Below are 23,594 nucleotides of genomic sequence, written 5' to 3' on the forward strand. Positions count from 1 at the left end.
GAGGGGTGACCGCTCCCCGTCCGCCGCCGGAGGGAGAAGCGGATTACGCGACGAGGGGCTTAGTTGTTTAGTGCCGCAGCACAGAAGGTCCACACAATCAATTCACAAGATGAGATAGGAGCCGCCCGACCAAGCGGCACCGCTCATGCGCGACGGGTCATGCTCGTGTTGGAGGCTTTCACTCGCCTGTCCGGCCCCACCCACGGCCCTAGCGAGATCGCCGAAGCCACGGGTCTCAATGTGGCCGTTGTCTATCGCATATTGCAGTCCGGAATTCCCAGCATGCTCTTCGTCCGCGTGCCTCCTGGCCGATACCGGCTCGGGCCCGGAGCCGCGCAGCTCGGAATGCAGGCCATGGTGAACACGCCCGGCGCCGAAACTTTTCACCCTGTGCTGGAGCAGGCAAGCCAGGCCCTGGACGGATTCGCGCTGCTGTGGGGCCTCTCCCCATACGGCGGACCTCACCGGTCTTGCGTCGACTACGCACCTGGGCGGTATGACTTCGACGCACTTGGCCTGACCGCCACGGAGCTTGTGGAGGTTGGTTCCACCTTGCGAGTGGGTGCCTCTGGACGCGTGATCGCAGCGCACCTGCCGCCCCCCATGGTCGCCAGCGTCCTAGCTGAACAGGTACCCGCCGCCGCAGGGCCGGGCGTGGTCCGGGATCCCGACGACTTCGTGGCCTCCCTGAAGGCCATCCAGCAGGCCGGGTACGCCGTGGGCCGCGAGGAGATCCCTGGATGGGACTCGATCGCCGCCCCCGTCATGTGGGGCGATGCCGTCTACGGGGCTGTCGCCATTCTCAAGCCCTCGTCACTGATGCCGAAGGACCTGGCGGTCCCGATCGCTGTGATGACGGCGGCCGCGAACCGACTCAGCCTGCTTGTGTCGGGTGGTCCCGGGAAGGACGCCACAAGTGGGAGGAAAACGCCGCGCTACGGCGAGCCGTTGCCGACCAGCGACGCAAAGACCTCCGCCGACAAGCGAGCCGTCCGGGGAGACCTGAGCGTGGAGTAGTGCCGTTCGCGGACATTCGCGCTGGGCGCCGGGTGCAAAACGAGAGACGATGATCTTCGGTGTCGCGGCCTTGGCCGTGATCGGACTGGGCAACGGAAACACCCCTGCGAAAGACGAGGGGACTCCGCGGCCGCAGTCCACGGTGCAGTATCCGATCCGGTTCGACAGCGTCCCGCCGCGCGAGCGCCGAAGCCTGGTCCCACGGTGTCGTACCCGATCCCCTGGGAACGGTGACCCGCCGGCGGCCGCAGGCACGGCGGCGTAGCCGACGGCCCAGCAAGAGGCAGCAGCAAAAAGAAGCCCAGCTGATCGGCCAGGCTGCGGCTTCGCCATGGCGGCGGCCGCGGTCATCAGCCTGGTGGTGATGGTGGTCAACTGGTTGCTGGCCCACTGGTGGGTGCTCGTCCTGCTCCTGCTCCTGGTCCTCGCCCTGCTGGCGGGCGCCGGATGGCTGTACAGCCGTCAGCAGCAAGCTCGGTGGGAGGCGGTTCGGTCGCAGGGCCTGTGGTTCGGGCTGGCCCAGTTGGACGCGCTGCACCACACCCGGTTCGAGGAGGCGGTCCGGGACCTGATGCACCGCGACGGCTGCCAGGATGCCCAGCGGGTCGGCGGCCCTGGAGACCTCGGCGCTGACGTGAAGGCCACCGACCCTTTCGGCCGGCGGTGGGTCATCCAGTGCAAGCACCGCCGCAACGGCGCTCAGGGCCCGGCGGTGGGCACCCCGGATTTTGCAGGTCCTCAACGGCACGGCCAGGCAGGTGCACGGGGCGGACGTCGCCGTGATCATCACCCACGGCCGGGTCACCGGTCCGGCCGTGGACTTTGCCAAGCAGCAGCGGCTACACGTCGTCGACCGACAGACGCTCGCCGTGTGGGCGGCGGGGTCGCGTCCGCTGTGGGAACTCCTGCGAGCGGTACCACCCCCGCGCCGAACGTCACCTTTGAGCAGAAAAGACCGTCTTGTTCGGCCTGCAATTGGGGCCGTGGCTTGTCCCCGCAGTGGTGGGGAGCGTCCTGCACGATCTCTGCGTCCGCGATGCGGTCGGCCTTGCGGAGATGCTTCTGCGGGTGCTCGGCGTCGACGGCCTGTCATCGCCCGGTGACGTTCTCATCCTGCAGAGCCCGGGTCAGCTGCTCCAGTGCTTCTTCCGCGCGCGTTGGTGGGATGGCTAACTGATGGCGACCGGGTCGGTCGCCAAGCACCTCGCCCGGCGGGCCAGCCCGTGCGATGGAGTGGTGAAGTCGCTGACTCTCTCGTGGTGCGGCGATGGCTGGTACGCGCCCGTGCTGTGCAAGGCCGCCGCGCCGTTCTTGAAACGCCCCCCCCCGGCGACAGTGATGCCAACTGAGGTCCTCAGCCGACGGCTTGGTCCGACCTGCGACACGCCCGTTACGTTGCGTGTGATCGGATAGACCATCAGGGGGATAAAGATCTCTCAAACGCGACAGGCCCCTTGCGGGGGCCTGTCGGTCCACTGCCGGGGGTCGAGACCCAGCAGAGCGGCCGCACCATGATCACGGGGAGGTGCGCTTTCTATGAGCGTACAAGTTCGGGCGATACCGCCACAGCAACCGCCGCGCTGCGCTGCGCTGAACGTCAGGAGCCGATCAGCAGGCTTGAGTGGCAGATCCCGCCCTGCTCCGCCCCGCTGAAAGCCGGTGGCCGCCCCGCCGAAACGGAACGGCCACCGAAGTTCGACTCGCCCAGAGTCTTCGCCCCTGATGAGGGGCGCCAGCCCGCACCCGCAGGTGGAGCCTCGTGCCGGCGTGTTGCCCACACGCCGGCGGAGCCAGAATAGACGTGGCCCAGCAGCAGCAGCACCCTGATCGCGCCGCTTGCCCACTATCTGGCCAATGAGGCTCCCCGAATCGCTGCAAAGGGAAGCACTCTTGTCACCCCAGCCCCACGCACCCTTCTACCCGTTTTCCGCCCAGCCCATCACCAGCTTGAGGCAGGGCCGATGAGCGAGCCCGCATTCGATGACGACTTCGACGTCATCAGCAGCGACGGCCCGCTGCCCTTCACGATGGTCCCCGAATGGATCACCTACTCCGGGGTCAAGTCAGCTCACCGTGAGCTGTGGACAGTCCTCGCTTCGTGCGTCAACCACGGCCGCAAGGACAACCGCGTCTGGCCGACCCAAGCCGAGCTCGCCGACGCCATGGGCCTGAAGAAGCCCGACCAGCTCAAGCCCTACCGGGAATCCCTGGAAGCGATCGGCGCCGTCGTCCTGACCGAGAAGCGCTACCAGGGTGGGATGCGCCGCCGCTACGTCTACGACATCAGGTTCCGCCCTCCGCAGGGTTACGCCGGTCCCCTCACCCGTCAGGAGTGGCTCGCCCGCCGCAACGCGCGCCTGGCTGCGGCAGCGCAGGCCGAGCAGAGCGACACCGAGGCATTCGAACTAGAAACCACAGGTCATCGCGGTGCCCCCAAAAATGGGGGCACCGGTACCCCTGAAAATGGTGGGGCGCGGTCCGCAAGAAATGGGGGTGCCCGTACCCCTGACAATGGGGGCGCAAAACCAGACCAACATCAACCAGACCAACGTGAACGACAGACAGCGCCTTCAGCGCGTAGCGCTGGGAACGGCCGTAGGCCATCTGCAGGTAGTAGCACGCGCGAGACGTCTAGTGGCTCCGCCGCAGCCAGCGGCGCTGAAGCGCAGCATCAGAGATCGGTCCGATCTGGCAGGGAAGGGCAGCTGGTAACGAAGGAGGTCCAGGCTGTCCTGGAGGCTTTCCCCGACGCCCTGTCGGAGGCCCTGCGTGATACCGCCCGCTTCAACTGGCCCAAGACCTTACTCAAGGCGATCGAGCAGCAGCTGACCGATGGCGGTCTCGCTCAGGCCCGAAGGCTCGGCGACAGGGTCGCCCGGCGCTGGGTGACGCACGGCTACATGGAGCACCACACAGCAGGCACTCTGACCAGCCCCATCGGCGCCGCAGTGGCCATGCTCAAGCCGGGACCGTGCCCCGATCCCCGGTGCGAGGACGGCGAGTTCTTCGACGACGGCTCTTTGTGCCGAGCCTGCATAGAGCGGGAAAAGAATCGCCGCGCCGACCGTGAGCGGGACCGCAAGGCCGCAGCCGCAGAGAAGGAAGCCGAGGCCAGGCGCAGAGCATGCCCACACTGCAAGGAGGACCGTGGCACCGTCGGCCAGCCCTGTGAGGAGTGCTCGAGGGTTCTCGCCTCAACTGAGCGCGCCACTGCCGCGCTCATCGACCAGGCTCTGGCCTACTACCTCGCTCGAGCCGGCAAGGAGAACGACGAGTCGGCGGCCGCCGACTTCCGTGAGTACCTGACCGAAGAGGTCGCCAGGGCGAGGAGACTCGCGGTTGCGGAAGGAGCCGAAGTCCTCGGCCAGGCACTTGCGGCCCGCCTCGCTGCCGACGCACTGGCCAGGAAGTACAAGGCCAGCCGGAATCAGCTTGGCGCCCAGGGGCAAGAGGCGGTTCTGGCTGCACGCGCCGAGCGCCCCGCTCCGGAAGACCAGGCCGTCATCCCGCCTCGAACGTCGCTGCATGACCGTTGGTGCCCAGGTCCCGACGGCACCGGCTGCCCTGAGAGACGGCACGCAGTGGGTTACGACGGCAACGGGCTGTGCGTCAGGTGCAGGAGCATGGCCGTGTCCGGCAAGCCTCCCATGCACAGCTAAGGCCAGCCGTGTGGTGCCCCCTGGGGCACCACACGCCGAAGCCTTTCCCGTGTTTTGCGCTGGTGCCAACGCGTTTTGCTCGCAGCGGAGTTGGCACCAGCCAACCAAGACCGGTCATGTAGCTTGCAGCCAGGACACTTGGTGCCCGCGCTATGGGGGAGCGGGCATCTCGCCAAGGAGGAGCCCACCACTGATGGAGTCCACGACCACACAGATCGACGTGAACGAGGCCCTAGCCAGAGTCCGTGAGCTGGCGGTCGAGGTCGTCGGGCAGCGTGTGGCAGTGCACGCCACAGCCTGGGAGATGGTCAAGCGATGGAAGAGAAGAGTTCTCATGCCGTCGAGCTCGCCCAGGCCGTCCGGGACCTCGACGCCTGGGCGACGCGGAACCGCCAGGCACCACGTGAGTGGACACCGGGCCGAGACCTCACCCATCATCAGGCGCGTGAGCTGATTGAGCAGCATCCGGAGATCGCCCCTCTCGGCGAGAGCTTCGTGCGCACCCTCGCCCGGAGAGGCTTCCGCTTATTCCAGATGGAAGCCCTCGTCCGCACGGTGCAGCAGGACGGCGAGCCTCAACCACCGGCCGCCTTGCTCCAACCGGCGCCTTCTGCGGGCAGCCTTAGTTGCCCGCCAACAGATCCGGGTAACGGCATTGCAAAATAGACCTCTCGCGCTCCACGCACCCGGGTCCGTGGACCCACTCCTTGGGCCCACAGGCGCCATGCTTCGACGCGCCTTTCCGGTGTAGTAGCGCGGACGGGCCAAGTGCTGCCCGAGAAATACGGCAACTGGCGAGGCGTCTACAACCGGCTGCGCATGTGGGCCGCCGACGGCACCTGGGGGCGGGTGTTCACCGCGCTGACGGCCAGGCCGACGCCGACGAGGACCTGAACTAGGCCGTTTCGGTGGACTCCACCATTGTGCGCGCCCACCAGCACGCGGCCGGGGCCCGCAAAAAGGAGCCCCGGCCGGCGAACCGAACGACCACGCCATCGGCCGGTCCCGCGGCGGACTGACCACGAAGATCCACCTGGTGGCCGACGGCCAATGCCGACACCTGGCGTTCGCCCTGACGGCAGGACAGGCCGGTGACGCGCCTGCCTTCGAGCGGCAGCGTGGCCGGCCTCGCACCAGTCCGGACGTCGTCCTGGCCGACAAGGCGTACTCCGAAATGGCTGAACGCTCAGCTCGTCGAGTGCCGCGCTCACTCGCCAACTGAAGCGCTCAGTGCGAGTCTGTTACAGCTCGAACTCAAGGTCCAGCACGTCGTTGATCTGCACCTCTTGGAGAGAGCCGGCGCGGCGGCCGCCGTCTTGGAAGTACACCTCCTTGAGTGCTTCGGCGGTGAGCTCGCGCAGCCGGTCGTCGCTGGCTCCCTGTTGCTGGGCGTCGAAGAGGCGTGCGGCGTGCTGCGGGGGCAGGGCCACGGTGAGGTGTCGGATGCGGTCCTCGTCCGTTGTGTGGATCGGCGCGCCGGCGTATCCGAGGCGGGCGTGGACGTCGATGACGATGCCGCCGGTCGTCGCTGCCTTCTCGCGGGCCTTGGCCCGGATCTGTGGCTGCCATCGGGCCTTCACCTCGTGCTCCAGGCGCGCGGCGAGGTTCGAGCGGGGCTTTTTGGCCTTGCCTGCCACGTACCGTTCTACCTGCCGCTGGGAGATGCCGAGAAGGTCGGCGACTGCCTTTGTGCCGCTCAGCTGCTTGACCAGGTACCGCATCTGCGGGCCTGCGGACTTGGGTGCGGGGCGGGTGAACGCCTTCTGGACCGCCTTGTCCAGGCCATCGCCGAACTCTTTGGCCATCGCCTGCTCCTTTACTCGCCGGTGTCGGCGTCGGTGACGGTGCCGTCCTTGATGTACCGGGCGAGGTTGAGCTCCGGGGCGTTGAACCGCTCGCGGATCTCCTCGCCCCACAGCACGGGCTGGGTGCCCTCGTGCTTAACCAGGCCCGGGTTGACCCCGAGCTTGAAGCCGCCGGGCAGCGGCTTGCCCTCCCGGTAGGGCAGGAAGTCCAACGGCGAGGGCCCGGAGGCGGCGTAGACGACGCAGTCCGACAGGATCGCAATCGGGTACTGCCCGGTGAATGCCGCATGCTTGACGATCTTGCGGTGCAGGTTGATCCGGGTGCGGGCGATGACCGCAGCGCGGATGTCCGGCCGCCACGTCGGGCGGGACAGCGCCCGCCACGGCTCGCCCGGCCGCCAGCCCTCCCCGCGCGGGCGCTCACGCAGCTTGCCCAGGCCGCCCTTCACCGTCGCCTTCACCGCGGAGACGACGATCGCCAGCTCCGGGTCGCGGGCCTTGTAGCCGTCCATGCCCGCGAGGAAGTCGGCCGGGGCGAGATCGGCGTCGACACCGAGATCGGCCATCGTGACGAGGTACGCGTCACGCAGCCGGTTGTACCAGCCGTCCAGGTAACGGCCGCTCTCCCGCCGCACCCACGCCTGAAGCGGGCGCACCTCGTAGCCCAGCTCCACCGCGTACGCCACAGTCGGCGTCGCATACCAAGCCGGCCCCTCGGGACGCTCGCCCTTCGGCGTGAACGGGGAAGGCAGAAGGCTGCCGTCCAGCTCCACCCACTCCTTGCCGACCTTCACCCGCGACAGGTCCACATGGGACAGGTCGACCAGCCACGAGCCGGGCAGCTTCGGGTCGAACGCCGGAGCCTTGACGTGTGTCGGGGCACCGAGGCCGACGTTCAAGCCGTTGGCGCCGGCGGCAAAGGCCATGTTGACGTCGATGCCCACCAGGTGGCGCAGGGTGCACTCGGCATCCGTCATCGGCCGCGCCCAGTCGTAAGCCTCCTCGAACAGCTTCTCCGCAGGTCCCCGGACGTGGAACCGGGGCAGGTCCTTGAGGATCGGGTGGCCGTCGGGGGCCTCGCACGGCGCCGGGTCGACCGGGTCCTTACCCAGCGAGCCGGGATTGTGCTCGGAGTGCCGCCTGCCCGCCGCGTCCGGTTCGGAGGCCCGGGTCGCCGGATGCAGCGCGGTCATCAGCTCCAGGCCCGTCACCGCGGTCGATCCGCGCGGCGTCATCACCCGCGACGCGTACACGCCCAGCACCCGGGCGAGTTCCGCCGGCGCCAGCTGCCCGGCCTCACCCCAGTGCCGGGAGTCCAGCGCATTCCACGACGGGATGCACAGCTGCACGCAGGCCCGCTCCGAACCGGTCGCCGGGCGGTAGATCCGCGCCCACGGGCCGAAGCCGCGCTTGGTCAGTTTCCACTCCGCCCGCGCGAGCTGCTTGATGACCTTGTGGCCCTCCGGGATCCGCCCCGCGAGCCGCTCCTCCTCCGTGAGAGTGGCCGGCAGGCCGTAACGCTCCAATGCGGACTGGGTGAGCACGAGCAGCGGGTCAGCGTCCTTGCCCGGACCGGACAGCTTCGGCGCCCCGAGCTTCGCCTCCTTGAGCGTCCAGTCCACCAGGGACGGCAGGGACTTGGCGGGCACGTCCAGCACCAGGCCGCCGACGCAGTAGGCCAGCACCTGCCCATCCTCGACGTCGACGACCGCCAGCGGGCCGTTCTCGAACCGCGGGTCGGCGTCACCCGCCGGAGTACCGGCCGAGGCCGCCTTCCGCGCGCCCGGGCGGCGCGACGTCGACGACGTCCTGGTGGCGCGCGCCGAACGCGGCGCGGCCGCCGGAGCAGCAGCGACAGGGACAGGGGTCTGGGTGTTCTCGGTAGCAGTCATGGCCGATGCGTCGGGCGCCGGACCTGCGGACAAAGACCGCGCTTCCACCGGGCTGGGTGCGGCGGTGAACGTAGCCGACACAGCCGCGACGGGCGCGGTGGCGTCGGCCGGGGCGGGGTAGAGCTCCGCGAGCTTGTCCAGCAGCCGGGCGTAGGCGTCACGCTCCGGCGGGCGGGGCTCCGTCTTGCCGGACTCCCAGCCGGACACCGTGGCCCGGCGCACTCTCAGCGCGGTGGCCACTTCGTCAATCGTCAGGCCGTGCGCGGCGCGTAGCCGCTTACGCTCCGGCGGCGGCGGCAGCGTGGCGCGGGACGCGAGCAGCGCATCGACCGCGTCGAACAGCTCAGACATGGCACACCTCCTGACCAATACCCTAACCGCGAAACGTTCATTGTGCGTACGTTTGGCGTACGTAGCGCGTACGGCATTCTGTGAAGCCGGTGCGCGGCGTCCTATTGAGCAAGGGTGCCGCGGTCAGGCTGGACGGTTGATCAGTTCTGGAGCGGCGGGTGTGGCACGTCATGTGGCTGACCCGCATCGACGCGAAGATTGAAGCCGTGTGGCAGCGTCAAACGGAGATCGAGCAGGGCAGGGTGCGCCGGCCCCCGCGGCCGGAGTGGACGGTCGAGCTCGGCATCGGCGCCGGCCGCCCGCCCATGCAGGTCCACGCCGGCGACTGCCACGCGGCGGGCAAACGCCGCGCCGTCGACCGCGACGAGGCCCGACGCCTCCTGGCCGACGGCCTGCGCCCGTGCACCCACTGCCGCCCCGACACCCAGCTCGACATCATCGACTTAAGGCCCGCGGCGCCACCCCGGCCCCCTGCCCACGTCCCTCGCCGCAAGGACACCCACACGATGAGCACTCCCCCGCCTCCGGTCACCGACCCTGACCCGTCGACGTTCGTCTGCCTGGGAAGCCAGGTAGGCCCCTGCTCCGCATGCCAGCGCAAGACCTGGAAGTACGGCCACGGCGGCAGCCCCCTGTGTGCGTCCTGAAGCAGTGGGGTCCGCACGTGTGCCACCTCGCCTCCAGCACGGCCGCCCCAGGGCCACCGTGCGCAGCACGCGCAGCAGGTCATGGGCCTCGTCCAGCGTCAGCAGACGCAGCCGCTGCGTGTCGTGCTCCACGGGGACGAAGCGATGTCGTCGAGGTCGAGGTGGTCGTAGTCGTCCATGAGCTGGGTGAACGGCTGCGGCCCCGGGCCGGCGTTGTCGCCGGCCCGGGGCCGCAGGGTGAGGCGGTGTGGTGGTGGAGGGCGGTCGCCTACGCGGCGAAAGGCTCTGCGGGGCTTCAGCCGAGGAGTAGGCGGGCGCGTCGGTGCCCTCCCGAGCGGGCTGATCTGGGGCAGTTGGCGTTCCCTATCGGTGAGCCGGTGCCGAAGGCGGATGCCCTCTTCTAGGACGTCCGGAGACCACAGCGGCGGCACCGAACAGTGCAGAGTCCCGGACGGCCACACCGGGGCCGCGCTCGTTGAGCAGAGACTGCGGAGCACGTGATGAGCCTCCGGGACCCCGCTCGGGACCTGGAGGCTTCGTCATCCCCCGCCCGCCGACGACGCGCAGGACGCGGTGCCACCGGATAGCGGTCTCATCTGCCCGGGGAATGAGTTGGAGCCCGTTACGTCCCCCGCCACCGATGACCTAGTAATGTTCGGCCACATGAGCATCCCGAGCCCTCGGGGGGAACGAGAGAAGCTAATTACAGCCCTCACTCCCCAGCTGCGACGACACTTGAAGATCCGTGCCTTTGAACACGGAATGGACATCCAGGACGCAACTGAGCACGCGATCAACGCCTGGTACTCAGCCGACGACCTCCCTGACGTCACGACCGACGGAGCGAAGACGTGGGGGACATTCCTCCCTGTCGGCGAGCCGGACCGGTTCAAGGCGGCCTGCTCGGAACGCGGTGTCACCTACGTCAAGGGCCTGGCGCAGGCGCTCACGCTGTGGCTCGCCAACCACCCGTCTCCTACCGCTCCATTGGTGGCCCAGCCGGTGGTGCGGGTGATAGTGGCCAACCAGAAGGGTGGCGTGGGGAAGACGTTTTTGTCGTCGGGGATCGCGCAGGCTCTGGCGGAGGCCGGGCATCGGGTGCTCATCGTCGACTACGACCCGCAGGGGCACCTCACTGCAGAGCTCGGGTTCGAGGAGCTCATGTACGAGGACGACGTCGACACCCTCATGATGCACATGGACGGAACCGCGAAGGGCGACATACACGATCTCCTGGTGGCCCTGGACGGCGAGCGATTCGGCGAGCGGCTCCACCTTCTTCCCGCCTCTGACGACGCGTTCCTGCGCGACGTCGCCCTGTCCAAGGTGAGCTTCAGCGAGGCCGCTCTGGAACGGGCTCTGGAGCCGCTGGAGGCGGACTACGACGTCATCATCATCGACGGTCCGCCCAGTCTGGGTCTGAACATGGACACCGCGTTGTACTACGTCCGTCGCCGCGACGGGGAGCTCGCCGACCGGTCCGGGGTCATCACGCCGGTCTGGGCGAACAAGGCCTCACACCGCGCGTTCCGGCTCCTCAGCCGCCAGATGGAGGATCTGTGCAAGAAGGGCCGGATCCAGGTCGACTACATCGGCTTGATCATCAACGCGTACGACAGTCGGCGCGGCAAGCTCGTGAAGCAGAACAAGGATGAGTGGGAGAAGAGCAGTTCCCCGCCCGTTCTCGCTGTGATCGGTGATCTGAAGGAAGGTCGGGAGGCTGCGGACGGGGAGATCCCGCTGCTTGAATACGCGCCCGACAGTGAGCACGCGCAGGTGATGCGCGATCTGGCGAAGGAGCTTGCCGTATGACGCCCTCTCAGCCCCGGGTCACCCGAGGTTTCAGCATGGGCGAGGAGGACGGGGCGGGCGAGAAGCAGGCGCCGCGCCGGATCCGGACCCGCCAGCAGATCATGAACGGTGAGGGAAAGCGGCCTCCCGCCGCGGTGGAGCTCAAGCTGCTCGCCGGCAATCCGTTCAACCCGCGCGATGAACTCACCGACATCGAAGAGACAGCCGAGTCACTGCTCGCCAAGGGGCAGATCCAGCCCGTCACCGTGGTGCGGCGAGCAGCGTTCTTGGGCGCCTACCCGGGTCAGGAGGCGGCGCTCGGTGACGCCGAGTATGTCGTCATCGACGGAAACCGGCGTCTGGCGGCTGCCGACCTCGCCGACTTGGCCGAGCTGCGGATCGACGTCAATGACGATCTCGCGGTCTCTGCCGCGGACATTCTGGAATCCGCCCTGATCGCGAACATTCACCGCGTCGACGTGCCGCCGCTGGATCAGGCCAAGGCCATCCAGAAGCTGGTGAAGGTCCACGGATCGCAGGGCGAGGTGGCACGGAGGCTGGGGAAGACGCCTGCGTGGGTGTCGCAGCGTCTGGCACTCCTGGAGCTCAAGCCGGAGCTCCAGGAGCAGGTGGAGGCCGGCGAGTTGAAGGTGGAGGCTGCTCGCCGTATCGGCAGGCTTCCCAAGGGGCAGCAAGTGGGGGAGGCGCAGAAGGTTATGGCGGCCGCCAAGACCCCCCGCCAGCGGCGGCGCAACGCGTCATCCGAGCCGGTCGATACCTCCACCGTTAACGGCGTTAATACCCCAGCGAGCACGCCGGGTTCGGACGCTTCTGCCTCGTCGGCCGTTAACGCCGTTAACACCTTGGCGAGCGCGTCGGAGTCAGAGTCGGCGCCCCCGACAGGGACAACCGTTAACGCCGTTAATACTCCGGAGGCCCAGGCTTCGGAGAAGACAGGACAGGATGAGGCCGGGCAGCCGCGACGGCTTCCCTACGACGACGCATTCTCCGTAGTGACCCACCTGCACCTGAAGATGGACCCGGAGGTGTTCGCCAAGGGTGCTCGTGTGTGGCTGAGAATCCTGCGCGAGCAGCAGCCTGCGGAGTACGCAGCGCTGCTGGATGACCTGGTGAGCCAGGGAGACCGCACCTCGGCCTGACCCTCGTGCCCGAAAACGCGAAAGGGCCCGGCTTTCACCGCGAACGTGTCGCGGTGAAAGCCGGGCCCTTTGTGGTCGTCCGCAGGACGGATGGCGTCAGGCCGCCAGTGCGTGGGCGTCGGGGGTTGTGTAGGTGGTCGGGTCTGCGGGCGTGCCGTCGTGGCACTCCAGGCACGACCCGAGCGTCTTGAGCGGTAGGCAGTGGTGGTAGCGGCGTCCGCACTGCGGGCAGGTGGTACGGGCGGCCATCGCAGCATCGAGGGCAGCTTCTTTGGCCAGGGTCATCGGCCGGACGGGCAGAGCGAGATCGACGCGGTACAGATAGGCGGCTCGGGTGCACGCGCGCTGCGGGCGCGTGCCGCAGGCTCTGCAGCGCAGGATGGCGACGGGCTGGTGTCCGCCGAGGCGGAGTCCCGCAGCGCGCAGCTGGCGGCGTGGGGCCAGGTGCTCGGCTGGTGCGGTGCCCCAGTCGTATTCAGGTAACCCGTAGGCGGTCGCGCGGCTGCGCTGTGGGGCGTCGGGTGCGGGTGGTCACTGCGGCCCCCAGGCGGGGGCGAGGCCTCGGGGGCGCTGAGGGTAGCGGGGGCCGGGGCGCTGCGGGCGGGGCCGGCTGATCCGGCGGCGGGGGCGTGGGATGAGCACGGTGTGTCCTCCAACGGGGTGATGGCGGGCAGTGCTGCGCCCCGTCGGCGGATGGTCCGCTGACGGGGCGTGGGGTGAGGCGGGGTGGCCGGGCGGCCTGTCGGGTCGGCGCTGAAGCGTGCCGGAATCGGTAGGGCACTGACGTGGCTTTGCGGGCATGCTGGCCGGCAGGGGCGAGTGGGGGGTCTGTGCGGACAACGCGGACCACAACGGGCTCCGCGCGTGGATCCGCGGCATCCAGTCGCTGGTCTCCTACTGGGCTGGCCGCACTCGCGAGTCCGTCAAGTACGCCCAGTCCGGTGCGGAGTTTGCTCCGAACAGCACCGCCAGCGTGTGGCTCCCCGTGAGCGAGGCCCGCGCCTGGGCGGCTCTCGGCAACGCCAATGCGACCCGGGCCGCCTCGAGCGTGCCGAGGCCGCAAGGGATTCCGCTGAGGAGGACGAGGTCGACGAACTGGGCGGACTCTGCACGTTCGGCCGGACCCGTCAGATCTACTACGCGGCCGAATCCCTCTCCTGGCTGCCGTCCGAGACCACGGCCGCAGCGGACTACGCGAACCGGGCCGTCGCCGCGTACGAGGACACCAGCTCGCCTGAGTGGGCGTTCGGGGACCAGGCCGGCTCACGCAGTGCCCTGGCCATCACCCGGATCCGGGCGGGTGAGCTCGAGGGCGCTACGGAGGCCGTCGCGCCCATGCTCGAACTCCTACCAGAGCAGCGGATCAACGGCATCATCCACTGCGCCCAACGAGTCCACCGTGCGCTGGGCGAGTCGCCGCACGCCGAAGCCGGCGGGGGGCTCCAGGAGCAGATCGAGGCCTTCACCCGTACGCCGCTCAAATCCCTGCCCAGCTAGGAGTTCACCGTTGACGTATCCGATCCGCATCGTCGGCGACCAGGTCGTCCTGCGCGATTTCACCCGCGATGACGTCGACGATGTGCTGGCAATCATCGGTGACGACGCCGTAACGACGTGGCTGAGCTTCGACAGCCGCGACCGCGCTCAGGCCGTCGCCATGATCGAGGGCACAATCGAGCGCGCTACGCAGGAACCTCGGACCGAGTTCTACCTCGGGGTGACCACCGGAGACGACGACCGCGTGATCGGATTCGCCCGGATCGGGCTCAGCGGCGTCCAGGCCGGGAAGCTGGGCTACGCCATCGCAGCGAAGGAGTGGGGTCGCGGCTATGCAACGGACGCGGCCCGCACTCTGGTCACGTACGGGGTCACGGAGCTCGGTCTCCACCGGATCACCGCGGCGATCGGGCCGGACAACGCCGCCTCGATCGCCGTTGTGCAGCAGCTCGGTTTCACTCGCGAAGGCACACTGCGGGACCACGTTTTCACCAGCGGGCAGTGGCGCGACAGCGTGCTGTTTTCCATCCTCGCCCAGGAGTGGAGGCACCAGTGACACGCCATCAATTCCACTACGGGATGTAAAGATTGCTGTATAGTTCTGGCGCAGGTGAGGGAGAGGAGAACTGTGCCGTCCGACCTGATCCACGCGGTTGAGGCTCTCGTCGCCCGCCCGGAAGAGCTCCCGCCCCCGGAAGTTCGTGCGCGTCTCCGAAAGGCCGACGGGCTCACCCAGGAGGAGGCCGCCAGCGTTTTCGGCGTCACGCGCGTCGCGTTCAACAGGTGGGAAGTCGGGGCGGCAAAGCCGCGACGGCGCCACCTGGAGGCGTACATCCACCTGCTCAAAGGGTGGGCCGCTAAGCACCCCGACGCAGCTGATGACTTTGACTTCGCTGAGGCCCGCTGAAGTGCCCCGACTGGACCGTCCCCCGTAGAAACGCCGAAGCGGCCCTGTCGCCACAACAGGACCGCTTCCTAGCAAATCGACTCGCACCCATCCAAGAGCTTCGAGTCGTGAGCAGCGAGGTGACCTCGTCTGCCGGGTGATACCCGTGGGCCCTAGAGCCCTCGTGGTCACCTCTACCCAGAGTATGCGCAGAAGATTGCGCAACGCCACTACTCCGGGGTCCTGCTAGGTCACATGCGCAGGTCGCGGCTCCCTATCCGGGGAGATGTACCTCTTGCACTACCAGTACGGGACGAGGGGCGGGAAGGCAGCGCCTGCCGCCTGCTCGCTCTTTCAGCCGAAGCTTGTCGCCGGACTCGTTGCCGCACGCCGTACGCCGGAGGTGTCCCGGTGAGGAAGCGTGCGAGCAGGCCGCCTCGGTTCGTGGCCATCGACAACAGAGCAGCCGACGACGGCGAGCTGCACGTCCTGGCCCTGGGGCTCTTGACGCTGTTGCTGCGGGCGAGAGACGGCGACGACGTCACGGTCGAGGGCATCTCCAAGCGCCGCAAGGAGGGCCGGGAGGCCCTGGCGGGTGCGATGCGCAACCTTGTCTCCCGGGCCTACGTGGTCAAGTTCAAGGTGCACGGAGCTGACGGAAAGTGGCGTACCGAGTTCACCGCCGACTCCATCCCGTTCACCCGTGACGACATCGCCGAGATGCTGCCCGAGGTGAGCACCGGCGCCCGTGCCGTCCGGGTCGAGCCGGAGTGGCTCGACCCTCGTACCGACGACCGGCCTACGGGAACCCGTAGGCCGGTCGCGACCAGCAAAAATGAGGCATCGTCGCAGGTCGGCACGACATACGGGAACCCGACTGTCGGTCCTACGACTGTCGGTTCCGCGGCGGCTAAAAAGATCAAAACTGTTAAAGAAGACTCTCTCTCTGACGCGCGTGACTCGCGTGACACCTCCCGCCCGGAAGGAGAGAGAGAAGCGGCTGCGCCGGAGGGCCACCCCCTTCCCGCCGATGCCCTGGGCGCAGTCCCGGCGCCCCGTGACGGTCAGGCCGACGACAGGCAGCCCTCGGAGTTGTTGGAGATGTTGCTCGGGCTGCCCGGCCGGGACCGGATGAACCGCGACGAGGTGGCCGAGATGCTGCTGCCGCTCGCTGTCGAGGCTCTGGCCGTGGGCTGGACTGCGCCGGAACTGCGCACTCACCTGGCCCGCGGGTGCGACCCGGAGCGTGTCTACGATCCGGCTGCGATCTACCGCAAGCACCTCAAGAAGCTTCCGCCGGCCCCGGCCAGCGCCAGCGGTCACCCGGCGGCGGCCGCGCCGCAGTGCTCGAAGTGCAACGGGTCCGGCCTCGCCGAGGACCCGGAGACCTTCCTGCCGATCGGCCCGTGCGAGTGCCGCAAGGCACCCGCCCTCGCCGCCGCCCCCTGAACCGCACGCGCCTTCCCCAGCACAACAGCAGCGGCCGGAAACCTTGCCCGGCCCGGCCGCTGCCCGAATCCCGCGAACGGAGATTCACCATGAGCGTAGCCATCCCCGCCCCCGCCTCGTCCGACGAGGACATCGACCCGCGCGACTTCGACCGCCTCCCGCCGCAGGACCTGGAGGCGGAGCAGTCGGTCCTGGGCGGCATGCTGCTGTCGAAGGACGCGATCGGCGACGTCGCCGAGATCCTGCACGGCTCGGACTTCTACAAGCCGGCGCACGAGACGGTCTACCGGGCGATCCTCGATGTCCACGGCAAGGGCGAGCCCGCCGACCCGATCACGGTCGCGGCCCACCTGACCAAGACCGGTGAGCTGACCAAGATCGGCGGCGCGGCCTACCTGCACACGCTGGTCCAGCAGGTGCCCACCGCGGCGAACGCCGAGTACTACGCCGAGATCGTCTACGCGGCCGCCGTCGCCCGGAACCTCGTCACCGCCGGTACGGCCATCGCCGCCAGCGGCTACGCCCGTGACGGCGACACCGAGGAACTGGTTGAGCGGGCCCAGGAGAAGCTGTACGGCGTGGTCCGCCACCGCGGCGACGAGTCGCTGCTGGACGCCTCGCAGGGCATGGACGACACGTTCGACGACATCGAGGCCGCCGGGAAGCGCAAGCACGGCGAGCTCACCGGCGTGCCCACCGGCTTCATCGACCTCGACAGCCTCACCCTCGGCTTGCAGCCCGGTCAGCTCATCCTGATCGCCGGGCGCCCGGCCATGGGCAAGAGCACGCTCGGCCTGGACATCGCTCGGGCGGCGAGCCTCAAGCACCAGCTCACCAGCGCGTTCTTTTCCCTGGAGATGAGCCGCAAGGAGCTCCACATGCGGCTGCTGTCCGCCGAGGGCCCCGTCGCCCTGCACCACATTCGCTCCGGCCAGCTCGACGACGCCGCCTGGACCCGCATGGCCAAGGCCAAGGCCAGGATCGACGCCGGGTACCTGCTCCTGGACGACTCCCCGGAGCTGACCGCCATGTCGATCCGCACCAAGGCTCGCCGGCTCAAGCAGCGCGGCAAGCTCGACCTGGTCGTCATCGACTACTTGCAGCTGCTCCAGTACGGCGGCGGCCGCCGCCCCGAGAGCCGTCAGCAGGAGGTCTCCGACATCTCCCGCCAGCTCAAGCTGATGGCCAAGGAGCTCCAGGTGCCGGTCGTCGCGCTCTCCCAGCTCAACCGCGGGCCCGAACAGCGCACCGACAAGAAGCCGCAGGTCTCCGACCTGCGCGAGTCCGGCTCGCTGGAGCAGGACGCGGACGTGGTGATCCTGCTGCACCGCGAGGACCAGTACGACAAGGAATCCGCGCGCTCCGGTGAAGCGGACCTGATCGTCGGCAAGCACCGCAACGGACCGACCGCGATCATCACCACCGCCTTCCAGGGCCACTACAGCCGGTTCGTCGACATGGCCCAGACCTGACGGGCAGCCCCGCAGACGCCCTGAGCGCCCCTCTCGCAGCCGATCGCCTAGCTCGGCAGTAACTTCCCTGCCCGGCCAGGCGATCGGCCGCCACAGCGCCATACAGCCGATCATGAACGGAGAGTCCCATGGGTCTCGTGGGAGACGGCCTCGAACGGGCCGTGCAGCAGGCGTTCACCCGCCCCATCCCCAAGTCGCCCGGCGCGCAGATGCGTTACCTGGTCAAGCAGCTCAAGGGCACCCGCGCGGTCGCCGACGCGCTCGACGTCTCGCAGCGCACCGTGGAGCGCTACGTGAAGGGCCAGATCCGCCGGCCCCGCGCCGACCTCGCCCAGCGCCTCGAGGCCGCGGTGCGCGAGCGGTGGCAGCCCCGTATCCGGGCTCAGGCCAGGAAGCAGGCGGCGACCAGCACCGGCCTGGTCGTCGACACCCGCGCCCGGTTCGGCTTCACCGCGGCGCCCGGTACCACCGACGACGCCCGCGTCCGCCACCTCACCATCGCCCTGGCCCCGCAGTACGCGGCCCGCCTCTTCGACGCCCAGGACGCCGGCGCGAGCGAGCAGCAGCTGCGCGACATCGCCGCCGAAGGCCTGGGCGAGATGTACTTCCGCGACGGCGGCCGCCGCGCCCAAGGGCTGGAGGTGGAGTTCACGGACGTCGAGCACCTGGAGTTCGACCTGTAGCAGAAGCCGTCGGGCGGGACGGGCCGGCTAGCCAGCAGGGGTCGGCACCGCCCGCTGTCCGTTCCTGGGAGGGAAACGGAGGCCGCGTAGCGCGCGATTCCTCGAACGGGCGAGGTGGTCGGCCAGCATCGCCGCCGTGGCCCGACACCGCCAGCGGCGCGTGCAGTCAGCCGAGCTGAGGCGTCTCGGCCTCTACACAAGTTGTTCTCCCACTCGATATGTCACCTGGCACTCTCACCCTGACCTCTCACTCTTGGCCTCTCAAGTACCCGCTGGCACGTCCGCCCATCGGAAGGCTGAACCGTTTGGGTTTGGCCGACTGTGACGGCTACCTTCGACGGCATGAAGACGACATCGCCCGCCGAGCGGGACATACAGATGAACAAGGCGACCGGACGGGACACCCGCACGGCGGTGCTCAAGCGCTCGATCCGCGCCAACGTGCCCCTGCGCAAGACCTTCGTCCAGGCCCCCAGAGGGGCCGTGAGCCGTCACGGGCCGCTCAAGGAGTTCGTCACGGGAAGAGACCTCCGCGGTCTCAAGGCCTACCTCATGATCGTGGCCGCGTGCAGCAACGGAACGAGTGGCTGGTCGACCACCCACGACAGCGCCGTCTGGGCCCGCATGATGGACATCTTCGAGACCGCGACCGACCAGTCCGCCCGCACCGGCGCCTGGCGGACCCTGCGTCGGCTCGAGAAGCGCCGACTGATCACCTGCCACCGCGCCGGTACCAAGATCACAGTCACCCTCCTGCGCGAGGACGGCAGCGGCCAGCCGTACGACCGCCCCCGCGGGGACACCGAGGAGGACCGCTTCCTGCAGATCCCGACGACGTTCTGGACGAAGGGCTACGACGAGGCGCTGGACCTGCCGGGCCTGGCGCTCTTGCTGGTTGTGGCCCGCGAGAAGAACTGGTCGAGCTTCCCCGCGGAGAAGGCATCCGAGTGGTACGGCTGGTCGCCCGACACGCACGAGCGCGGCCTGAAGAAGCTCCTGGAACTCGGCCTCGTGGAGCGCCGGGAGGAGTACAAGAAGGCTCCGCTGTCCCCCCTCGGCATGACCATGGCCTACCAGTACCAGCGCACGTCCATCATCCGGCCGCGCAAGCCCAGGAAGCAGACCACCAGCCCGGCCGCCGCGTCTCCCGCCAAGAAGAGCGTCGCGACGCCCTCGCGGAGCGAGGACGCCCGGTGACCGTGTACGTCGACCCCCTTGGCGCCGCGATCCTGCTCGTGGGCATCGTGGTGGGCTGCATCGTCTACCGGCACACCCGCGCGTCCTCCGCACCGGCCAGCCGCGGCGACATCGTCGGCTCCATCGCCTCCGCCGTCGCCGTCATCACCGCTTTGGTGTTGTTGCTCGGAGGGGGCAACAACACCACGACGGAGAGCGACGAGCCCGCTTCCCAGCCGACCTCCAGCACCGCGAAGTAGGCGGGGAGCTCGCTACCCCGTAGCACCGACTTCGCGCGGGAGAGCCACGTGGGGCTCTCCCGCGTTCACCCGGAATCACCCAGCCGCGCGCCGTGCTCGGTTCCGCGAGGTGAACTGCCCCGACGAGAGGTGAGTGAGCGGCTGCCGGGAAGTCGGTCTTTGTGCTGACAAGCAGAAAGGGGAGGCCGCCGGCCTCCCCCTCTTGCTGGCGGTGCGTGCGCCAACACGCGTTCCGCCTGATGCCCGTAGTACTTGGTTGCACCCAGTGGACCAAGGGCTTTGCCAACTTCGCTGTACGTATGTCGAAGTTGATGCGGCCAGTGTGCTCCCTAGTTAGGGAGACGGGCAAAGGCGACGTGCACAGGCATGAGCCAATCCGTCGTACGCAGGGTGTACCAAGGTTTCCGATATCGAAAACCTTCACCTCGCATGCCCACGTTTACACAGGTCAGAAGCTAGAAAGTGTGACCGCCCGCCTGTTACTAGCGAGTACGTCAGGCGATACACGGATGAGCCAACGAAGAAATATATGGGACTTATCGGTCATGAGGTGGCCGCCGCTGCTGCGGGTAGGGCCTTGGAGGCTGGGACAAAAAAGCGTGCACACGTGCACGAGCACACGCGTGCACACGAGAGGCAGCCGCGCGGCCGCGCCAGGCGTCGGCGTGGGCGGGTGTCCGCCCAGCCGGCCGTTCGCGTCCGTCCGGCTGCCCGGCCGTCCGCGTCCGTCCGTACGGGAAGGCCGTACGGGGTGCTTCGGCGGTCGGCTGATGCCGGGTGCCGGAGCGGCCCGGACTGCGCCCGGGAGGCTGCTGGAGGGGGGCCAACGCGCGCCGCGCGTGACGCGTGTCGGGCGTGGCGCGGTTTCACGCACGCGCGATGCACGCGTACGTGCGCGTAAGGGCGCGCCCCGGTACGGGTCGGCCCGTTCTGGCTGTCACAACCGCCGTGTCACAGCGTTCGTCACAGTTGCGGTCACAGCCCGGCCGGGTCGGGGCCGGCGCCCAAGGCGGGACGTCCGGCAGCTCGGTGTCTCCCGTTTGGACTCCCCGGCGCCTGTCTCGCCAGTTGCTCCCACAGGGGGCTGGAGGGGTGCGCCCACCGTTGCCTGGACGGTGGGACCGAGGGGCGCATCGAGGGTTGCCGCACCCTTGGGCAAGCCTGCTCTGTCCTCGCAGGTAACCCTCGCTGGGCAAGCCCTCTCCGCCCGCCGGTCTGCACAGTGACCGCCGAAGACCCTGCCAACCTGGCGGCTCACCTTCGCCAACGCTGAGTGGCCCACCGGGCACGCGGTGAAGTTCTTCTTCTCCGCCCAGGCCTGGCGCGGCGGCGGGTCCCAAGGCGCGCGCGTGTCGTGCGCGTGCGAGGCGGTGAACTCCGGTCCGTGTGCGGTGCCGGGTGAGGGCGACGAACCGGCGCCGCGGCAGTGCAGCAGCGCCGGGAAGCCCACGCTGCTGCACTGCCTGTCCGTCAACATCTCGCGCGGGCACGCGGGCGCGGCTACGAGTTGGCCCCCGGATTCGCTGCCGCGCCGCGATGCGTATCTGTGAACTTCGCCTTGGTAGGCCGGGTGCTGTGGCGGTCCTGACCTGCTAACAGGTCTCTGACCTGCGCTTCGCGCCCTGTAGTCGGGAAGTGGCGTGCGGCTGCGTTGTCCGTCCTTCGCTTCGCGTCGGCTGACCAGGCGTTCGACTCACTCACTGCACCCGGGGTGCCGCGTCACATGCACCCCATAACCAATGCGGCGGGGCGCCTACCGGACCGGTGGCACGCATTCAAGAGTTCCGGTCGGGTGTTTTCGCAGGTCAGAACTCTTGAATTCAAGATCTCGGCTGGCAGAGTCGGCCATGCCGCGGTGCCTGCTGCACCCCACCCCCGTCTGCTCTGTGACCAGGAACACGCACGCCTGTAAACGGCCTGGTCAGCACGGGGTTGCGGGGCTAACCCCCGCGCCAAGCACTCTGAGCCGCCCTGTCCGGGACGTCTGGGACGACCCCAAGGGCCAGGGAGGCAAACGCCTCCACCGCCCAACCAACATGCACGCCCCGTCCGGGGGCGTGCCCGAATCCCGAGGGGGACTCGTTCGTGTCCACGCTTGCTCTGCTCGTCGTGCTGCTCCTGGTCGTCGTCGTAGTGCTGCTCGCGGCCGGTGCCGCCTACGTCGTGCACCGTCATCCGTCGTGGGGCCAGCCGCTCGCTGCCGCGTTCGGCGCGGTCACGGTCATGGTCGCGCTGGTCGGCGTGATACTCGCCCGGTGAGCCGCACGCCCGTGCGTGGTCGGGGCACCGGGGAGCCCCGACCACGCACGGTCTGGGGAACGTGCCGCCGCGGAATCGGCTAGTCACCGACCTGCCGGGTGCGATACCTGTCACGACGGCCAGAAGCACCACCAGCACCTTGATTTTGGTGCTCTGGGGCTGCGGCACGGGGACGGGTGTGGACATGGGCAGCTCACTGCTCCCGTTGCGATCCGTTCCCCAGCTGCCGGCCCGCTCGGGCTGCTCGTCGATGTGTACCGTCATGGATAGGCCCTCCAGGGTCTAGGGGCCTGCCTGCCACGATCCGCCAAAGATTCCGACGGGCAGGCCCCGCTTCGTTCCTCGGCCTGGTGCGGCCGAGGCTGTCGTTCACGCCCCGCCGCCGGCTGAGGCGGTCTGACCGGTGCGTACTCCGCTGAGGGAGTGCAGCGACATTAGCCCCAGACGCGCCATCAATTCCGGTCGCCTACAAGGGAACTTACCGGTGGGTTAACTAATACTGGGTCATAGGGCGTGCGCGCCTACGCGCGTGCGTAGGCGCGCGAGAGTGACGCAGTTCACTTCCGTGGGCGTTTTCGGTGCTTCCCAGAGCCCTTCTTCAGGCGCTTTTGAGGGACGCTACGGGTGGTCTGCTGACGCCTACGCCCCCTCCCTCGCCGGGGAGATTGGCGGTTGGGTCCGCGACTCTGAGGCCGCAAGCCGTACCGACGCAGGACTTCCTGCGTTTGTAGTCAGCCTCGACAAGCCACTGGTCATACTCTGCTTCCGAGAGATGTTGGGGAGGCCGGCTCCCTTTGCCCCGCCGGATGGCGATTAGCTCCCGCTGGCGCTGGGCTTGCTCCAAAGAGCGACGAACCGACGCAAACCACTTCGTGACTCGTGGCTTGGTGTAGCCGGTCAGGAGAGCGAACTCGTCAACCGCAATGCCTGCGGCCATAGCCTTTCGAACAAGCGCCTTAGCCCTGGCGGAGATCTCCAGGTTTCTCTGAATCATGCGGCGACGCTGTTGATCAATGAGCTCAAGCCGGCACTGAGCGGTCTCGACCGGGACGACTCGAGCCCCTTCTTTCTGCTTGTTCAACCGGTCTTCTCGAGACTGATTCCGGCTGCCACTGCCTCCGCAATGCGTAGGCAACCCCTGCTCACTCAGCAGAGTCCTGGCAGCTTAGAGCGGGTGCGCGTTCATTCCAGTCTCTATCTCCAGATTCATTTGAAGCAACGGTGGTGGGGCGGATCCGCCAAAGCTACTTGCTGCATCACCTGATACAGGGTCACCAGCCCCAGCCACCCCTCTCCCTGCTGCTCGGGCCGAAGGCCCGCCTGGCCGACCCGCGCAGCGGGGCCGGCCTCTGTGGCGCGGAGCGCCACCAGGTGGCTAGAGCACAGCGGAAGCCACCCGCGGGGCCGGAGGCCCCGCAGCTTCGGGAGCGCAGCGGACGGAGCGTCACCGGGGCGGCGCAGCCGCCCCGGTGGGCGGAACGCGCAGCGTCCCGCAGGCGCTCACGCGGAGCGTGAGCGCAACCCCCGTGCGCAGCACGGGGGTTCGCTGGCTTTGGGCGCAGCCCAAAGGGACCCGCCTCCGCGGGAGAT

At 68.6% G+C, this 23,594-nt stretch carries 20 protein-coding genes and 3 pseudogenes; 18 read left to right on the forward strand and 5 right to left on the reverse strand.

All coding sequences use genetic code 11. The features are described from left to right. Nucleotides 1–159 precede the first annotated feature (159 nt). The 5 genes and pseudogenes from ACZ7DE_RS39345 to ACZ7DE_RS39365 form a co-directional block, all read left to right on the forward strand. Nucleotides 160–1,017 (forward strand): IclR family transcriptional regulator, encoded by an 858-nt coding sequence (locus ACZ7DE_RS39345; RefSeq protein WP_470769204.1) that lies wholly within the window; start codon nt 160–162, stop codon nt 1,015–1,017. 230 nt (nt 1,018–1,247) lie between these two features. Further along, nucleotides 1,248–1,964: pseudogene (locus ACZ7DE_RS39350) on the forward strand (restriction endonuclease); the annotation flags it as partial. A gap of 1,014 nt (nt 1,965–2,978) precedes the next feature. Further along, nucleotides 2,979–4,676 carry a helix-turn-helix domain-containing protein gene (locus ACZ7DE_RS39355; protein ID WP_470769206.1) on the forward strand — a complete coding sequence of 566 codons (1,698 nt, stop codon included), beginning with the start codon at nt 2,979–2,981 and terminating at the stop codon, nt 4,674–4,676. A 315-nt stretch (nt 4,677–4,991) separates the two neighbouring features. Beyond that, the gene (locus tag ACZ7DE_RS39360; RefSeq protein ID WP_470769207.1) at nt 4,992–5,342 is read left to right on the forward strand and encodes a hypothetical protein; all 351 of its coding nucleotides are present in this window, start codon (nt 4,992–4,994) and stop codon (nt 5,340–5,342) included. A gap of 105 nt (nt 5,343–5,447) precedes the next feature. Next, a pseudogene (locus tag ACZ7DE_RS39365) lies at nt 5,448–5,862 on the forward strand (IS5 family transposase); the annotation flags it as partial. Between the two features lie 55 nt (nt 5,863–5,917). On the opposite strand, the gene tpg (ACZ7DE_RS39370) reads toward ACZ7DE_RS39365, so the two are convergent. After that, complete coding sequence (gene tpg / locus ACZ7DE_RS39370; RefSeq protein WP_470769208.1) at nt 5,918–6,481, reverse strand: telomere-protecting terminal protein Tpg; 564 nt, start codon at nt 6,479–6,481, stop codon at nt 5,918–5,920. A gap of 11 nt (nt 6,482–6,492) precedes the next feature. Beyond that, nucleotides 6,493–8,724 carry a telomere-associated protein Tap gene (gene tap, locus ACZ7DE_RS39375; RefSeq protein ID WP_470769209.1) on the reverse strand — a complete coding sequence of 744 codons (2,232 nt, stop codon included), beginning with the start codon at nt 8,722–8,724 and terminating at the stop codon, nt 6,493–6,495. Between the two features lie 158 nt (nt 8,725–8,882). On the opposite strand from tap, the gene ACZ7DE_RS39380 reads away from it, so the two are divergent. Further along, nucleotides 8,883–9,371, forward strand: a complete 489-nt coding sequence (locus tag ACZ7DE_RS39380; protein ID WP_470769210.1) for a DUF6233 domain-containing protein — start codon at nt 8,883–8,885, stop codon at nt 9,369–9,371. Between the two features lie 63 nt (nt 9,372–9,434). Here ACZ7DE_RS39380 and ACZ7DE_RS39385 read toward each other — a convergent pair. Then, nucleotides 9,435–9,512, reverse strand: a pseudogene (locus ACZ7DE_RS39385) (DUF6417 family protein); the annotation flags it as partial. A 621-nt stretch (nt 9,513–10,133) separates the two neighbouring features. Here ACZ7DE_RS39385 and ACZ7DE_RS39390 point away from each other — a divergent pair. Then, complete coding sequence (locus ACZ7DE_RS39390; RefSeq protein WP_470769211.1) at nt 10,134–11,183, forward strand: ParA family protein; 1,050 nt, start codon at nt 10,134–10,136, stop codon at nt 11,181–11,183. A 35-nt stretch (nt 11,184–11,218) separates the two neighbouring features. Continuing rightward, nucleotides 11,219–12,322 (forward strand): ParB/RepB/Spo0J family partition protein, encoded by a 1,104-nt coding sequence (locus ACZ7DE_RS39395; RefSeq protein ID WP_470769212.1) that lies wholly within the window; start codon nt 11,219–11,221, stop codon nt 12,320–12,322. 96 nt (nt 12,323–12,418) lie between these two features. On the opposite strand, the gene ACZ7DE_RS39400 is transcribed toward ACZ7DE_RS39395, so the two are convergent. Next, nucleotides 12,419–12,766, reverse strand: a complete 348-nt coding sequence (locus tag ACZ7DE_RS39400; protein ID WP_470769228.1) for an RRQRL motif-containing zinc-binding protein — start codon at nt 12,764–12,766, stop codon at nt 12,419–12,421. A gap of 531 nt (nt 12,767–13,297) precedes the next feature. On the opposite strand from ACZ7DE_RS39400, the gene ACZ7DE_RS39405 reads away from it, so the two are divergent. The 10 genes from ACZ7DE_RS39405 (at nt 13,298) to ACZ7DE_RS39450 (ending at nt 22,004) form a co-directional block, all read left to right on the forward strand. Continuing rightward, entirely contained in the window at nt 13,298–13,819 is a 522-nt protein-coding gene (locus ACZ7DE_RS39405) for a hypothetical protein (protein WP_470769213.1), read from the forward strand. 10 nt (nt 13,820–13,829) lie between these two features. Then, entirely contained in the window at nt 13,830–14,375 is a 546-nt protein-coding gene (locus ACZ7DE_RS39410) for a GNAT family N-acetyltransferase (protein WP_470769215.1), read from the forward strand. Between the two features lie 6 nt (nt 14,376–14,381). Next, nucleotides 14,382–14,726 (forward strand): type II toxin-antitoxin system MqsA family antitoxin, encoded by a 345-nt coding sequence (locus ACZ7DE_RS39415; RefSeq protein WP_470769229.1) that lies wholly within the window; start codon nt 14,382–14,384, stop codon nt 14,724–14,726. A gap of 423 nt (nt 14,727–15,149) precedes the next feature. Continuing rightward, nucleotides 15,150–16,154, forward strand: a complete 1,005-nt coding sequence (locus ACZ7DE_RS39420) for a hypothetical protein (RefSeq protein ID WP_470769217.1) — start codon at nt 15,150–15,152, stop codon at nt 16,152–16,154. Nucleotides 16,155–16,354: 200 nt separating this feature from the next. Next, entirely contained in the window at nt 16,355–17,626 is a 1,272-nt protein-coding gene (gene dnaB / locus ACZ7DE_RS39425) for a replicative DNA helicase (protein WP_470769230.1), read from the forward strand. A gap of 128 nt (nt 17,627–17,754) precedes the next feature. After that, nucleotides 17,755–18,309 (forward strand): telomere-protecting terminal protein Tpg, encoded by a 555-nt coding sequence (gene tpg / locus ACZ7DE_RS39430; protein ID WP_470769218.1) that lies wholly within the window; start codon nt 17,755–17,757, stop codon nt 18,307–18,309. A gap of 342 nt (nt 18,310–18,651) precedes the next feature. After that, nucleotides 18,652–19,506 carry a hypothetical protein gene (locus tag ACZ7DE_RS39435; protein WP_470769219.1) on the forward strand — a complete coding sequence of 285 codons (855 nt, stop codon included), beginning with the start codon at nt 18,652–18,654 and terminating at the stop codon, nt 19,504–19,506. Further along, nucleotides 19,503–19,745 (forward strand): hypothetical protein, encoded by a 243-nt coding sequence (locus tag ACZ7DE_RS39440; RefSeq protein ID WP_470769220.1) that lies wholly within the window; start codon nt 19,503–19,505, stop codon nt 19,743–19,745. Before ACZ7DE_RS39435 ends, ACZ7DE_RS39440 begins: the two co-directional genes overlap by 4 nt. Before the next feature lie 1,292 nt (nt 19,746–21,037). Next, nucleotides 21,038–21,295, forward strand: a complete 258-nt coding sequence (locus tag ACZ7DE_RS39445) for a hypothetical protein (protein ID WP_470769221.1) — start codon at nt 21,038–21,040, stop codon at nt 21,293–21,295. Nucleotides 21,296–21,830: 535 nt separating this feature from the next. Continuing rightward, nucleotides 21,831–22,004 carry a hypothetical protein gene (locus ACZ7DE_RS39450; RefSeq protein ID WP_470769222.1) on the forward strand — a complete coding sequence of 58 codons (174 nt, stop codon included), beginning with the start codon at nt 21,831–21,833 and terminating at the stop codon, nt 22,002–22,004. Between the two features lie 598 nt (nt 22,005–22,602). Here ACZ7DE_RS39450 and ACZ7DE_RS39455 read toward each other — a convergent pair. After that, entirely contained in the window at nt 22,603–23,085 is a 483-nt protein-coding gene (locus ACZ7DE_RS39455) for a hypothetical protein (RefSeq protein WP_470769224.1), read from the reverse strand. Nucleotides 23,086–23,594: the final 509 nt, after the last annotated feature.

It is taken from the genome of Streptomyces sp. NPDC037083 (assembly GCF_055606485.1).